The sequence below is a fragment of the Kitasatospora sp. NPDC004289 genome (assembly GCF_053602875.1).
The window spans coordinates 51450-65534 of record NZ_JBSGEL010000046.1; the positions used below are offsets into that span (position 1 = coordinate 51450).

A 14085-nucleotide genomic window follows, 5' to 3' on the forward strand; every position below is an offset into this window, starting at 1 on the left:
CCGCTGACCCGTTTGCCATGATCGGACTCATGCGAACCTTCGGTAAGGCGTTCGGCGCCTTCATTGCGGCATGCGCTCTCTCGGCTCTCCCCACCACCGCCTTCGCGGACAACGCCGCCGGTCAGTCCGGCAGCGGCAACGTCGCCATCGGTCAGGGCTCCGGCGCCGACGGCGGCGGCGTCTCCTCCAACTACGCGAACGTCACCTCGGTGACCGCCACCGGTTCCAACGTCGGCAACAACCTCGACCTCTGGCCCGGCGCGGTGCTGGTCGTACCGACCGGCCACTGAGGCCGGAAGCCCGACCCATCTGAGACCACCCGAGGGTCCCGGCCGTAGCGCTACGGCCGGGACCCTCCGTCGTTCCCGGCCGGCGGCCGGCGACCCCTTCGGTGCCGGAGGTCCGCCCTGACGGCGGAGGCGCACCGAGATCGTCGGGAGCATGGAGATCGCTTGCTAGGGTCTGGTACCTGACCCCGCTCGCCGGTCGAGGCGCCGGGGCAGGTGGGAGGACGTTCGGGAGGTCGGTCCCGGGCGGTCTGAGACGGCGTCAGAGAGGGATCAGGAGACGGACATGACCGGTGCCTCGCCGCAGCAGACCCCGGACGCGATCGACGCGTTGCTCGGCGCCGGTCCCCGGCGAGCCGTCCCGCTACCCGAGCCGGCCGAGCGCAAGCGGTTGCGCACCGAGTACGGGCTGACCAAGGCGGAGACCGCCGCGGCCCTGGACGTCAGCGCCGGGACGCTCACCGCCTGGGAGTCCGGGCAGCGCGAACCGCAGGGGGAGGGCCGCGCGGCGTACGCGCGGCTGTTGGAGGGCTTGGCCGCCCGGCTCGCCCCGCCGCCGCCCGGTCCCTCGTCCGCGCCGGTCACCGCGGGCGCCCCGGCAGATCCCGTTCCGGCAACTCCGGCTCCGGCCGCGGCCGGTGAGGTCGTGGTGGAGCTGGACCGGACCGCCACGGGGGAGCTGGTGGTCGCGGAGCCGCAGGCGTGCGTGCGGTGCGGACGTCCGACCCCGTACCGCGCGCAGGGCCGTCCGGTGCACATGGGCGGCTGGTGCACCCCGGCCGTCTCCGCTCCGTCGCAGGAGGCTGCTCCGGCGCGGGTCGCCGCCCCCACCGGCGTGCCGCTGGCCGCGGCTGCCGCGCCTTCGGCCCCCGCCGCGCCGCGCCCGCGTACGGCCGTGCGCTCCCGACCCGCCGCGCCCAGGAAGGCCCCCGCCAAGTCCGTTGCCGCGCAGTCGGACTGGGAGCAGGCGGCCGCGGCCCGCTTCCCGGCCGGCCCGCTCGCCGTGCTCGACGTCGCCGCCGACGGCCGGGGGCTGGTGGCGTACCTCGCGGACGGTTCCCCGGCCGCGACCGCGCCGGACGCCCGTACGGTCGCCGCCGCCGTCGCGTGGGCGCTGGAGGCCGGACTCGGGCAGGGGAGGCTGCACCGGCACGGCCGCGACGGCGATCCGCTGCTGGTCCTCACCGACACCGCGCTCGCGGAGCTCGGCCTGCCCCGCGCCGGCCGTGACGAGAAGCAGGACTTCGTCCCGCGGCTGGGCCAACTCCCCAAGAACCACAAGGCGGTGAAGGCGCTGGAGAAGGCCGGCTGGCTGCTCACCCAGCGCGGTCTCGGCCCGTGGGCCCGGATCTACCGCACGCCGGAGGACGGCCGTCGCCAGTGCGTCCAGCTCTGCGTGCCGGCCTGGGGCGCCCTCGCCTCCGGCGGCTGGTCCGTCCCCGACGGCCTGGACGCCCCCGGCCTGGCCCGGCTGCTCGGCACGTACGCCACCAGGGTGCTGACGCCGCGCGGTTCGACGGCCGTCAGCGGTCTGGAGCTGGTGACCTCGCTGCGTCCGCCCACGCGGGCGGTGCGCACCGAGAACGGCTGGACCTCCGGCCCGGTGGAGGGCTCCCGGACGCACGCCTTCGACGCCGCGCCGCCGGAGGTGCCCGACGTCCACCCGCTGGCTCAGGAGCGGGACGGGAACGGCGAGTTGGTGACGGAGGCCTGGGACTGGCACCGGCCGCTCACCCCGGCCGAGAGCGCTCTGCCGTACGCGGTCGGACTGGACGTCAACATGGCCTTCCTCGCGGCGGCCGGCCGTCTCACCCTGCCGCTGTCCGAGCCGGTGCACGAGCTCGCCCCGGCCTTCGACAAGCGGATCCCGGGCAGTTGGCTGGCCGACCTCTCCCAGGTCCCGGTCGACCCGCTGCTGCCCAACCCCTTCACCCCGGACGGCAGTTGCCCGACCGGTCCGTCCTGGTACAGCACCGCCAAGCTCGCCTACGCCGCCGAACTCGGCCACCCCGTGCAGCCGGCCGAGGGCTGGCTCCGGCACGAGTCCGGCCCCTACCTCGACCCCTGGCACAAGCACCTGCGGCAGGCCTACGTGGACACCATGGCCGCGCTCGGCATCCCGCTCGACCTGGCCGACACCGACCCGGTCGCCTTCCTCGACGCCATGGCGGGCCTGCGGACGGCCGGCGACCCGGTCGAACTGGCCGTGCTGAGCGCCGTCAAGCAGACGGCCAAGGGCACCATCGGGAAGTTCCGGGAACGGCCGCGCGGCCACGGCTACCGTCCCGGCGAGCGCTGGCCCGCGCTGGAGCGGCCCACCTGGGACCCGTTGATGCGCGCCCTGGTCATCGACACCGCCACCGTCAACCTGCACCGCAAGCTCCGCAAGGCCGCCGCCGAGGGGCGCCACGCCTTCGCGGTGCTCTCCGACTGCGCGGTCTTCGCCTCTCCCGGCCCGGGTGCACTCGACGTCCTCACCCGGCCCGACGGGGCCGTCAGCGGCGCGCTGCGGCTCGGGGTGAGCCCCGGGCACGTCAAGCACGAGGGCACCCGGCCCATGGCCGAGATCGCCGCGCTGCTCGCCGACGGCGTCAACCCGGCCCGGCACATCAAGACCGGCGGAGCGGTCTCCGCCGACGAGTAGGACGAACCGGTGACCGGCGTCCGTCCGACGCCCCGCCGGCACCACCACCATCCGTACGAGGAGGAGCCGCAGCGTGGGGGAGATCGACGAAGGCCTGGAGCGGGTGGAGCGCACCCGGCCGATCCCGCAGTCCCTGGGCGCCCGGCTGCGGTTCCTGCTCAAGGGGCACAAGGGCTCCACCAAGGCCCTGGCCGCCGAACTCGGCGTCTCCCAGCGCACCGTCCAGCGGTGGCTCAAGGGCACCTCCACCCCCAAGCCGGCCGCAGCGGCCAAGGTGGAGCAGCGGGTGAGGGCGAAGTGGCAGCCGAGGGTCCGTCAGCGGGTGCGGCGCGACGCGGAGAAGCGCGGGTTCATGCTGCACCTCCAGGCCAGGTTCGGCTTCACCTCCTCCGCCGGCTCCACCGACGACCCGCGGCCGCGCACCCTCACCCAGCTGATGCCAGGCGAGGTCGCCGCCCGCCTCTACGCCGCCCGCGACGCCGGGGCGACCCAGGCCCAGCAGGAGCAGATCCTCGCCGACGCCCTCGGCGACCACTACTTCAAGGACGGCGGCCACCGCGCGGCGGGCCTGGGCGTCGAACTGACCGACCTGGAGTGGCTCGACATCGAGCAGCTGTAGCGAGCGGGGACTGCGAGGTCGTCAGGCGAGGTCGTCAGGCGGCGTCGCGGCCGGCATCGTGGTCGGCGTCCGGCGGGGAGTGCGGGCCCGGGCGGAGTGCCGCCTGGTGGAGGGAGCGCAGGGCCAGCAGCAGGAGGCCGATGTCGTCGAGCAGGATCGGGTCGGGCAGCAGGTCCACGGGGCTGACCAGGTAGGCGATCGACCCCCAGAACAGGACCTTGTTCGACATCGGGATCCCCGAGGCCGTCAGGACCTTGCGGGCCTGGACCAGTTTCACCAGCAGCACGGCCGCCACCACCATGCAGGCCACCACCAGCGCGCCGGCCAGCCACCAGAACACACCGCCGCCGTCCATCCGCGTCCCCGCCCTTCTCCCGTTCCGATCGGGTCCCGTCAGCCTGCCCTCTTCCCTGCGGACCATACACACCTGTCGGCGGCCCGTGGGGAGCGTGAGGTGCCGAGCCGCTGGTGGGGCGTGCATCAACGGTGCCGTGGGGGCGGGTAGTTGGCTGGTTCGGTGATGTGTCGGGGCGGTGTGTCTCTGGGACAGTGGAAGAGCTGGTGGGCCGCGGCCGAGTGTTCCGGTGGGGGGACCCGGCGCGGCTCGTGATGGGGGGTACCGTCATGGCCACTGCCGCGATCAACGGCAACGTCGTCACCGTCGACATCGACTCCACGCCGCCGCTGCGGCTGGACATGTCCCTGCAACGCCACTCCTACCGCCACTGCGGCACGGCCGCCACCGCCGCAGGGGTCAACAGCCTGCTGCACGCGAGCGTCGACGACGCGACGATCGTCGCGGAGGCGCTGGAGGTCGGGGGCCTGCTGGAGACCCTGCTGACGAGCTCCAAGGGGAAGTGGGGCCCGCTGTTCGGCCGGAGCCTGACGGTCACCTCGGGCCGCACCTACCTGGTCGACAACTCCGGGCTGGTGCCCGGCGCCGCCCCCAACCACTTCTTCGTCACCGGCGGCCGCGCGGTCTGGGCGGGCATGACGCAGGCCGAGTTCCTCGCGGCCCGGGACGTCCGGCGGGTCGAGGACGAGTTGCAGCAGCGCCGTACGGCGGGCGACACCTACCCCTACCTGGACGCCAAGCGCTTCGCCGCGAAGGAGGCGGAGCCGGGGCCGGGCGGTGCGGCGGGCGTGGCGGGGCGCGGTGGTGCGGTGAACCCGGTGGTGCGGGCGGTGGTCGCGGCCCGGGTGAGCATCGTCGGGGTGGACAGCACGCGGTTGGCGACGCTCTCCGGCCGGGGCGACATCGTGGCGCTGATCGTCAACCGGGGTTAGGGGCTGTCTCCTTGATGGGGCCGGGTCCGCGCCGCCGGGGCACGCGCCCTCCTTGCCCGCCAGCGGGCAGGAGGGGCCCTTCGCCGGCTTCTCGTCAGTCGCCGATGCTCCGCATGGACTCTCCCCCAGCCTTCGGCCGGGAGGTGCCCCCTTCTCGGCGCCGCCGAGGCACGCGCCCTCCTGCCCGCCGACGGGCAGGAGGGGCCCTCCGACGACGCGGCCCCACGCGGCGGAGCCGCAGGGTGTCACAGCCGACCCCATCAAGGAGACAGCCCCTAACGGACGACGGGGAGGCCGCGGCCGGGAGTCACGGGCGCGTCGCGTGGACGGTCCGCATCAGGGCGGTCATGACCTCCACGGCCTGCTCGTTCGTGAGCTCCTGGTCGCGGCACAGGGACTGCCAGGTGGTGAAGGCGGCGGCGTGGCCGAGGACGGCCGTGCGGACGGGGTCGTGCGGCCTGGGCCAGGCGTCCGCGAGCGTGTCGACGTAGTGGCGGAAGGCGCTCAGGCGCAGGTCGCGGACGGCCGGTGGTACGACGTGCTGGTCGCGGTGGACCAGGGCGAGCATCGCCTCGCCCTCGCGGTAGTGACGGTAGAGGTCGGCGAGTCCGACGGCCAGGCGCTCGACGGGGTCGGCGACCCGTGCCCAACGGTCGGGGTCGGGCAGGGTCTGCCGGGCGAGCCAGTGCGCGGAGCAGGCCGTGAACAGGGCCGTGTCGTCGGGGAAGTGGCGGTAGACGGTCAGCCGGGTCACACCGGCGCGCTCGGCGATGGCCGCGATGCTGGTGGCGGCGGGGCCGGCGGTGCCGTGCAGGTGCACGGCGGCCTCCACGATCCGTTGCCGGGTGCGGTCCACGTCCTCGGCGCGTTTGCGCATCTCGTAGCCACGCGGTTTCGGTGAACGCTGCTGTTCGCTCAACTGTTGACGCCCCGGAGTCGGCGGAGGAGACTCGTTTTCAGAGAACACCAGTGTATCCCGAAACACTGCCGGGAAGTGATCGTCATGACCGGACCGCTCATCAGCCCGCCCGCCCCGTCCGCCGCGCGCGTGCCCCCGCCGCTGACCGTCGTCCGCCCGGGAGAGGGCACCGAGGCCTTCCTCGGCTCGATCGGGGTGGCCTTCAAGCTCTGGGGAGCCGACACCGGCGGAGCGGTCTCCGTCGTCGAACACCCCTTCCCCGTAGGGGCGTTGGTGCCGCCGCACCTGCACACCCGCGAGGACGAGTACTCCATCGTCACCGAGGGCGAGATCGGCTTCCGCTCCGGCGACCGCGAGGTGGTCCTGGGGGCCGGTGGCTACCTCACCAAACCCCGCGGCGAACTCCACACGATGTGGAACGCCGGCCCGGCCCCGGCCCGCATGATCGAGATCATCAGCCCGGCCGGCTTCGAGCACTTCTTCCGCGAACTGGCCGAGCTGCTCGCCGACGGCCAACCCCTCGCCGAGGACGCCCTGCCCCGCCTCGCCGCCGGCTACGGCCTGCAGTTCGGCCGCCCCGACTGGCTGCCGGACGTCATCTCCCGCTACGGCCTCACCCCGCCGCCCGGCTCCTGAGTGCGGCGCACGATGCCCGGTGGGAGGCCTTCCACTGACAGGCATGGTGCGGGCGGCGGCTGGGTAGCGGACGGACCATGGACGCCGCACTGTTGTGGACGGCCGGGGGAACGCTCGCCGGATGCGTCGCGTTGGGATTGGCGAGCTGGCAGATCCGTCTGCAACTGCGTCAGCATGCCCTGGGCGGTGGGCCGTTGGAGCCGGATCCGCAGGATCTTCCCGTGACGGTCCCGGTCTTGCCGCCCGTGCGCAGCCTGCCCATCGAGCTCCGTGGCCGCCAAGACCGGCTCGACGAACTCCTCACCATGGCGGGGCACTCCGAGGGGCGGGTCGTGGTGCTCACGGGGATGGGCGGCATCGGCAAGTCCACGGTGGCCGCCGCGCTGGCCGATCAGGTGCAACGACGCGGCATCCGTCGGCACGTCTGGTGGGTCTCGGTCGCCGAGCCGGGCAGCCTGGTCGCGGGCATGCTGACCATCGCGCGGACCCTCGGGGCGTCGACCGCCGAGCTGAACGCCATCGCGTCCGGAGCGCCGCAGGCACCGGACGCCCTCTGGGCCGTACTGGAGCGGACCAGGCACCGCTGGCTCCTGGTCATCGACAATGCCGACACACCGCAGGACCTCGCCCTCCCCGGTGCGCCCGCCGGTCCGCAGGGGGAGTCCACCCACGACACCGGCGCGGCGCGGGTGGCCGACGGCCGGGGCTGGCTCAGGAAGCCGCGCAGCGGGATGGTCGTCGTGACCACGCGCTACGCGGACGCGGCCACCTGGGGCCGGGACGCGACGATCCGCCGGATCGACCGGCTCGGCGCTGCCGACTCCGGGCGGATCCTGCGCGACCTCGCGCCGGAGGGCGGAGACCAGCGGGAGGCGGAGAGCCTGGGGGAGCGGCTCGGTGGTCTGCCGCTCGCCCTGCACCTGGCGGGTCGTTACCTCGGTTCGGACTTCGCGCTGACGCGTGGGTTCGCCGACTATCAGAGGTCGCTCGACACCTCTTCCCGGTCCGTGGACTTGCTGACCCCGGACCGGGACCTGAACCTCCCGGACCGGGCCACCGTCCTGCGGACCTGGGAGACCTCGCTGGACGCACTCGACCTCGCGGGCGTGCCCCAGGCCCGTACCCTTCTGCGGCTGCTCGGCTGCCTCGGTTCCGCGACGGCGCTCCCCGACGGTCTGCTGGATCCGGAGCTGCTCCGCACGCTCGCACCGCCGGACGCCGTCACCGCCACCGACCGGATCGGCTGGCTGGAGCAGGGCATGCGGGCGCTGATCCGCCTCGGCCTGGTCGACCGGACGCCGACAGCGCCCGAGGGCGAGCCGACCGGTCAGCTGATGCTGCACCCGGTCGTGGCCGACGTCGCACGGGTGCACCTGGACACCGAACGACGGGCCGGGGAGGTCTCGGCGGTCGCCACGCCGTCCGTGGCCGTGGCGCTGATCGCTGGAGCGCTCGACCGGCTTGCCACTGACCGGCCCGCCGACTGGCCGCGGTTCCGCCTGCTCGCACCGCACTTCCGGGCCCTGCTCAACACCGTCGCTCCGACTCTCGACGGTGAGGCGCTGGCGCTGCTCGCCCGCTGCGGGACGACCCTCACCGACTACTGCGAGTGGAGCGGTCCGGCCTCCTTGGGGGTCGAGGTCGCGACTGCGACGCTCGCCGCCGTCCGCTCACTGCCGGAGGATCACCGCGACGTCCTCGAGGTCCGTTACTGGCTGGCCCGGTGCAGGGTGTTCCAGGACGACAGGGTCGCCGCGGAACGGGAGTTGGGACAGCTCCACGCCGATCAGGTGGCCGCTCTCGGGGCTGCCGCACCGGAGGCCCTGCGGACCGAGTGCGTGCGCGCCGCCGTGCTGATCGGCCTCGGCCGCTACGAGGAGGCCGACGAGCTGCTCAGGGCGGTACTCGCGGCGCAGCGGGAGGTCCTGGGCGAGCGCCATCTCGACACCCTCGCGACCTACCACGAGCTGGGGCGGGTCGAGGGCCACCGCCGGCGCTGGCCCGAGGCCGAGGCGATGTTCCGCACAGCCGCCACGGGCCGGGCAGCGGTGTTCGGCACCGACCACCCGGCGGCCCTCGCCAGCCGCAACCGGGTCGGTTGGACGATCGGCGAGCAGGGGCGGACCGAGGAGGCCGAGGCTGAACTGAGCAGGGTGCTCGCGGTGCGCCGCAGCCTCTTCGGAGACGAGCACCACGACACCCTCGCCACCGTCGAACGGCTCGCCTGGGTCCGGGCGTTGAACGGACGGCTCGACGAGGCGGAGCGGGATCTCGCCTCCGTCGTCGGGATCAGGACTCGCCTGATGGGCCCGTCCTACCTCGGGACCCTGAACTCGACCGTCCTGCTCGCCCGGGTCATCGCCCGGCAGGGCCGACGGGACGAGGCGAGGAGCCTGCTGCTGGACGTGCACGAGCGGCAGGAGCGACTGCTGGGGAGCGGCCATCCCGAGACGGAACGGACCCGAGCGCTGATCGAGCAGCCCGGGCGGGCAGGGCCCGCCGGGTAGTGCTCGCCCCGTGCGCGTTCGCTGCACCCTGACGCCTGCGAGAATCGAGCGCATGAACGATGCCGACGGCTCGACAGGGATCCGCCGATCGCCGCGGATCACGCACCTGGAGTGGGGCCGGATGGAGGTCGAGGGCCTCGCCCCCGGGAAGGACTTCGTGCTGTACCCGGGTGGGGGGCATGCCTGGGACTGGAGCGTGCACGGCACCCGCCACGCGGCGGGTGTCCAGCCCGGCGATGCCCAGGAGCTCCTTGACCTGGGCGCCGAGGTGGTCGTCCTGACCCTCGGGATGGACCGGGTCCTGCGGATCGCCCCGGCCACCCTGGAGCTCCTCGCGGCCGCCGAGGTGGAGGTGCACGTCGCCGACACCCGTGCCGCCCTCGACCTCTACAACCGCCTCGCCGAGACCCGCCCGACCGGCGCGCTGTTCCACTCGACCTGCTGACCGACCGTCATGTGCCCGTGAGGGTGTCAGTCCGGTGCCGCGGCGCTCAGGAGCGCGTGGACGGTCGTGGCCATCGTGCGGGCGGCGGCTGCGGTGCCGAGGCCGGAGCTGCGCCAGTGGTGCCAGGTGGTCCAGGTGGTGGCGGCGTCCAGGGCGTGGAGCAGGTCGGTGCGACGGGCCCGGGGGAGGGGGTCGAGCTCGGTCGCGAAGACCTCGGACAGGCGTTGGCGGGCGAAGTCGAGCATCAGGCGGACGGCTTCGTCGATCTGCGGGGACGGGTTCTCCAGGCGCATGACGGCGAGCCGGGTGGGGGTGAGGCCCTCGAGGATGCGGGCGCGCTGGGCGACCAGTTCGGCGACGCGTACGTCCCGGGGGCCCGTGGTCGGCAGGGGGACGACCTGTGCCATCAGCTGGTCCAGGCGGCGGGTGATGGCGACGCCGGTGAGGTGGGCGAGATCGGCGAAGTGGTGGAAGACCAGGCGGCGGGAGACGCCGGCGCGCGCGGCGACCTGGTCGGCGGGGAAGGTGGTGCGGCCTTCGTCGAGCAGGGACAGCACCGCGTCGGCGATCTTCTCGCGGGTCTGTTCGCCGCGCGCGGTCCGGCCGTCGACGGTGGGCTGGGTGGGCTTCGCGGGCTCGGTGCGTTCCACGGGGCTCCTCTCCTCGTCTCGCGTTGACATTATTGCACTCCGAGTGCAAGCCTCTCGATTGCACTCGGAGTGCAAGTGTCGTTTCCCGGGGACCCGCCGCCCCAGGCCATGCGAGAGGCGCCCGGCATGCTCACCCTCACCGGACGCTGGTGCGTCCGCAGACCCGGAACGGTCCTGACCGGCTGGCTGCTCCTGATCACCACCGCGCTCGCCGCCGTGACGCTCCTCGGCAGCGCCACCTCCGAGACCGTCACCATCCCGGGCAGCGACAGCCAGGCCGCCCACGACCTCGCCGCCCGTTCTTTCCCCGAGGCGCCCTCCGGCAGTCAGCCGGTGGTGCTGCACGTACCGCCGGACCGGCCGCCGCTCGGCTCGGGGCCGTCCGCCGAGGCGGTCCGGGCGGCGGCCCGCGCGATGGCCCTGGTCCCGCACGTGCTCGACGTCGGCCTGCCCTACGGGGACGAGGGCCGGGCGCGGATGAGCGCCGACGGACGCACCGCCTACCTGACGGTCGAACTCGACGTGAGCGCACGCGGGTTGACGCCCGAGCTGACCCGTTCGCTGCTCGCGGCGGCGGCCCCGGCCGAAGCCGCCGGCATCGAGGTCACCCCCGGCGGTGGCCTCGCGGCCGCGGCCGACAAGGGCTCGACCCACCGCAGCGAACTGGTGGGGATGGCCGCAGCCCTGGTCGTGCTGGCCCTCGCCTTCCGCCGCCCGGCCGCCGCCGTCCTGCCGCTGCTGACCGGTCTGGCCGGGCTCGCGGTGTCGCTCTCGCTGCTGGGGCTGGTCGGGCACGTGGTGGACGTCCCCTCCGCCGGCACCACGATCGCCGCGATGATCGGCCTGGGGGTGGGCATCGACTACACCCTCTTCAGCCTCACCAGGTTCCGCGAACTGCGCGGCGCCGGCGTCGAGGTGGGCCCGGCGGCGTTGGCGACGACCACAGGGTCGGGGCGTGCCGTGGCCTTCGCCGGATGCGCGGTGGTGGCGGCGCTCGCGGGGCTGGCCCTCGGCGGCCTGCCGCTGCTGTACGCGCTCGCGCTGGCTCCCGCCCTCGCGGTCCTGACCGCCGTCGCCGTCAACCTCACCCTGCTGCCGGCCCTGCTGGTCCTGCTCGGACCCTGGCTGAGCGCCAAGCGCCCTCCCGTCGGGGCGGGTGACCGGCGCCGGACGAGGGGTTGGCGGCGGATCGCCGAGCTCGTCACCGCCCGGCCCTGGCGCCCGCTGTTGGCGGGCCTCGCCCTGATGGCCCTCCTCGCGGCTCCCGCACTGCAGTTGACGTTCGGTCAGCTGGACGGCTCCCACCACGCCCCCGGCACGATGAGCCGTACCGCCCACGACCGCCTGGCCGCCGCCTTCGGACCGGGAGCCGAGGCCGCCCTGCTGGTGACGGCCACCCTGCCCGCCCCTGCCTCCGCCTCCGACTCCGTTTCCGTCTCCGCCATGGGACCGGCCGAGCCTGGGCTCGCCGCCGTCACCGAGGCGTTGCGGCGCACACCCGGGGTGGCGGCGGTCGCCGGGCCTGCCGTCGCGCCCGGCGGACGGGACGTCCGCTGGAAGGTCACCCCGACGAGCGCGGCCGCCGACCCCGCGACGGCCGGCCTCGTCCACCGGCTGCGGGCCGGGACGCTTCCGTCCGTGACCGCGGGCACCGGCTGGGTCACCCACGTCGGCGGCGTGCCCGCCGCACAGGCCGACCTCAACCAGCGGATCGCCGACCGGCTGCCCCGGGTGGCCGGGTTCGTCCTGGCCACCGCCGCACTCCTGCTGCTGCTGGCGTTCCGCGCGCCGGTGGTGGCGGTGAAGGCCGTGCTGCTGAACCTGGTCTCGGTCGGCGCCGCGTACGGGGTGCTGACGGCGGTGTTCCCCTGGGGGTGGGGGCGGGCGCTGACGGGGCTGGACGCGGCGGTGCCGGTGCCCGGGTACGTACCGCTGCTGATGTTCGCCGTGCTGTTCGGCCTGTCGATGGACTACGAGGTCTTCCTGCTGACCGCCGTCCGCGAGGCCCACCTCCAAGGCCTGGACGACCGCGCGGCCGTCGTCCAAGGCCTGACCCGGACGGCCGGCGTCATCACCTCGGCCGCCCTGATCATGGTCAGCGTCTTCCTGGGCTACCTGCTCTCGGGCGATCCCGTGGTGAAGATGTTCGGCATCGGCCTGGCCACCGCGGTGGCCCTGGACGCCACCGTCGTCCGCGGCCTCCTGGTCCCCACCAGCATGGTCCTGCTGGGCCGCGCCAACTGGTGGCTCCCGGCGCGCCTCGGCCGCCTGCTGCCGCGCATCGCCGTCGAGGGCCGCCAACACGCCCAACCGGACGTCCACGGGACGTAATGTCGGCCGTACCGATGAGTCGTGCGCGGTTCCGCAGTCGACACTCCGGATCCATCGAGAGCGGTGGGCCCGTGCCGGGGGCGTCCCGGCGCACGAGGAAGCACACGGAGGCAGTGAATGGGCGTCGACGACTTCGGGCCGCGGTCCACGGTCCGCACCGCACGGCAGGGGGCGCGGGCCGGCGCGCCCAGGGTCCTGGTGGCGGGGGCGAGCATCGCGGGGCCCGCACTGGCCCACTGGCTGCACCGGCGCGGGGCCGAGGTGACGGTGGTGGAACGGGCCCCGGGTCTGCGTCCCGGCGGTCAGGCGGTGGACGCGCGCGGGATCGCCAAGGAGGCCATCCGGCGGATGGGGTTGGACGCGGCGGTCCGCGCCGCGTGCACCGACACCGCCGGCGCGCACACCGTGGACGAGCACGGGCGGGTGCTGGAGACCGTCCGGGCGGACGACGACGGCGGTGACGGGTTCATCGCGGACATCGAGATCCTGCGCGGGGACCTGTCCCGGGTGCTCCACGAGGACACCCGCGACGGCGTCGAGTACGTCTTCGGCGACCGGATCGCCTCGCTCGCCCAGGACGCCGACGGCGTCGACGTGGTCTTCGCGGGCGGTGCCCGGCGGCGCTTCGAGCTGGTGATCGGAGCCGACGGGCCCTACTCGGAGCTGCGGGCGATGGCCTTCGGACCGCACGAGCGCTTCCTGCGCCCCCTCGGGCACGTGCTGGCGTTCTACAGCGTGCCGAACGAATTCGGCCTGGACCGGTGGCTGCTGGAGTACCAGGACCAGGCGTCCGGACGCTCGGTCCTGCTGCGGCCGATCCAGGACGCGACCCGGGCGATGGCGATGTTCTACTCCGCCGCCGGTGACTTCGACGTCGACCACCGTGACGTGGCGGCGCAGAAGCGTCTGCTGCGCGAGCGGATGGCCGGCCTCGGCTGGCTGGCCCCGGAGATCCTCGCCCACGTGGACGACACCCCGGACTTCTACCTCGACCAGGTGGCCCAGGTGGTGATGGACCGTTGGTCGAACGGGCGGGTCGGGCTGCTGGGCGATGCGGCGTTCTGCTCCTCACCGATGTCCGGGCAGGGCACGGGGCTGGCACTGGTCGGTGCCTACGTGCTGGCCGGAGAGCTGGCCGCCGCCGAGTGGGACCCGGAGGCGGGGTTCGCCCGCTACGAGACGCTGATGCGTCCGTTCGTCGAGGCGAACCAGGAGATCGGCCGCCTGAACGCCCGCACCCGCGAGGTCCGCGGGCCGGACGCCGAGCCGCTCCCCGACTTCTCCGGCGCCTGGTTCGCCGACCTGCTCACCCGCGCGATCAACGGCGTCGACCTGCCCGACTACGCGGGGGTGCCGGACTCCGCGCCACGGGCTCGGCGGTAGGGCGCCCCTCGTCAGCGGATGCGGGGCGACATCGACGTGCGGTTCCCCGACCTCAGGCACGTGCAGGGCTCGGGGACCGACCGGGGCGAGCGTGCCCGGTGTTGTCCTCCGCCTTCGCGTTCGCAGCTGCTCTTGAGGACTCGGCAGGATCCGCGTCGACGCCGCCGGCGGCTGGAGCGGGCGGTCGCCGACGCGTGAACCCGGCAGGTGCCCGACCCCGACCGCGGGTCGGGCACCTCACCCGTCACCGCGGCTCGAGCGGCGAGTACCCGCAGGGACGGCCTAGGGGGTGTCTGACAATTGATCACCTGGCTGGTTCGCGGAGCCAGAGGATCAGCGAGGCCAGGACAACTCCGGCGTGGTAACGGTCGGCGAGC

The 14085-nt window shown here is 74.2% G+C and carries 12 protein-coding genes; 9 read left to right on the plus strand and 3 right to left on the minus strand.

Annotated features, from left to right (window positions below; genetic code table 11):
- Nucleotides 1–29: 29 nt before the first annotated feature.
- The 3 genes from ACWEPF_RS27150 to tpg all read left to right on the plus strand — a co-directional run bounded on the left by ACWEPF_RS27150 (nt 30) and on the right by tpg (nt 3550).
- Nucleotides 30–290, plus strand: a complete 261-nt coding sequence (locus ACWEPF_RS27150) for a hypothetical protein (protein ID WP_345284639.1) — start codon at nt 30–32, stop codon at nt 288–290.
- Nucleotides 291–573: 283 nt separating this feature from the next.
- On the plus strand, nt 574–2931 hold the full coding sequence (gene tap / locus ACWEPF_RS27155) for a telomere-associated protein Tap (RefSeq protein ID WP_452174589.1): 2358 nt from the start codon (nt 574–576) through the stop codon (nt 2929–2931).
- A gap of 73 nt (nt 2932–3004) precedes the next feature.
- Nucleotides 3005–3550, plus strand: a complete 546-nt coding sequence (gene tpg / locus ACWEPF_RS27160) for a telomere-protecting terminal protein Tpg (protein WP_345284635.1) — start codon at nt 3005–3007, stop codon at nt 3548–3550.
- Between the two features lie 34 nt (nt 3551–3584).
- Here the strand turns inward: tpg and ACWEPF_RS27165 are convergent, their stop codons facing one another.
- The gene (locus tag ACWEPF_RS27165) at nt 3585–3905 is read right to left on the minus strand and encodes a DUF1232 domain-containing protein (RefSeq protein WP_452174590.1); all 321 of its coding nucleotides are present in this window, start codon (nt 3903–3905) and stop codon (nt 3585–3587) included.
- 269 nt (nt 3906–4174) lie between these two features.
- Between ACWEPF_RS27165 and ACWEPF_RS27170 the strand changes: the two genes are divergently transcribed.
- Nucleotides 4175–4837 (plus strand): hypothetical protein, encoded by a 663-nt coding sequence (locus ACWEPF_RS27170; protein WP_452174591.1) that lies wholly within the window; start codon nt 4175–4177, stop codon nt 4835–4837.
- A 307-nt stretch (nt 4838–5144) separates the two neighbouring features.
- On the opposite strand, the gene ACWEPF_RS27175 is transcribed toward ACWEPF_RS27170, so the two are convergent.
- The gene (locus ACWEPF_RS27175; RefSeq protein ID WP_452174592.1) at nt 5145–5714 is read right to left on the minus strand and encodes a TetR/AcrR family transcriptional regulator; all 570 of its coding nucleotides are present in this window, start codon (nt 5712–5714) and stop codon (nt 5145–5147) included.
- A 126-nt stretch (nt 5715–5840) separates the two neighbouring features.
- Here ACWEPF_RS27175 and ACWEPF_RS27180 point away from each other — a divergent pair, with 126 nt between their 5' ends.
- From ACWEPF_RS27180 to ACWEPF_RS27190, 3 genes are all read left to right on the plus strand, one after another.
- The gene (locus ACWEPF_RS27180; protein ID WP_452174593.1) at nt 5841–6392 is read left to right on the plus strand and encodes a cupin domain-containing protein; all 552 of its coding nucleotides are present in this window, start codon (nt 5841–5843) and stop codon (nt 6390–6392) included.
- A gap of 221 nt (nt 6393–6613) precedes the next feature.
- Nucleotides 6614–8899, plus strand: coding sequence for a tetratricopeptide repeat protein (locus ACWEPF_RS27185; RefSeq protein WP_452174594.1), 2286 nt, complete (start codon nt 6614–6616; stop codon nt 8897–8899).
- 52 nt (nt 8900–8951) lie between these two features.
- Nucleotides 8952–9344: an Mth938-like domain-containing protein gene (locus ACWEPF_RS27190; protein WP_452174595.1), complete on the plus strand. Its 393-nt coding sequence runs from the start codon at nt 8952–8954 to the stop codon at nt 9342–9344.
- Nucleotides 9345–9370: 26 nt separating this feature from the next.
- On the opposite strand, the gene ACWEPF_RS27195 is transcribed toward ACWEPF_RS27190, so the two are convergent.
- Nucleotides 9371–9994 carry a TetR/AcrR family transcriptional regulator gene (locus ACWEPF_RS27195; protein ID WP_452174596.1) on the minus strand — a complete coding sequence of 208 codons (624 nt, stop codon included), beginning with the start codon at nt 9992–9994 and terminating at the stop codon, nt 9371–9373.
- 126 nt (nt 9995–10120) lie between these two features.
- Here ACWEPF_RS27195 and ACWEPF_RS27200 point away from each other — a divergent pair, with 126 nt between their 5' ends.
- Both ACWEPF_RS27200 and ACWEPF_RS27205 read left to right on the plus strand, forming a co-directional pair.
- Nucleotides 10121–12325, plus strand: a complete 2205-nt coding sequence (locus ACWEPF_RS27200) for an MMPL family transporter (protein WP_452174597.1) — start codon at nt 10121–10123, stop codon at nt 12323–12325.
- A gap of 117 nt (nt 12326–12442) precedes the next feature.
- A complete protein-coding gene (locus ACWEPF_RS27205; RefSeq protein ID WP_452174598.1) occupies nt 12443–13708 on the plus strand; it encodes an FAD-dependent monooxygenase in 1266 nt (421 codons plus the stop codon).
- Nucleotides 13709–14085 lie beyond the last annotated feature (377 nt).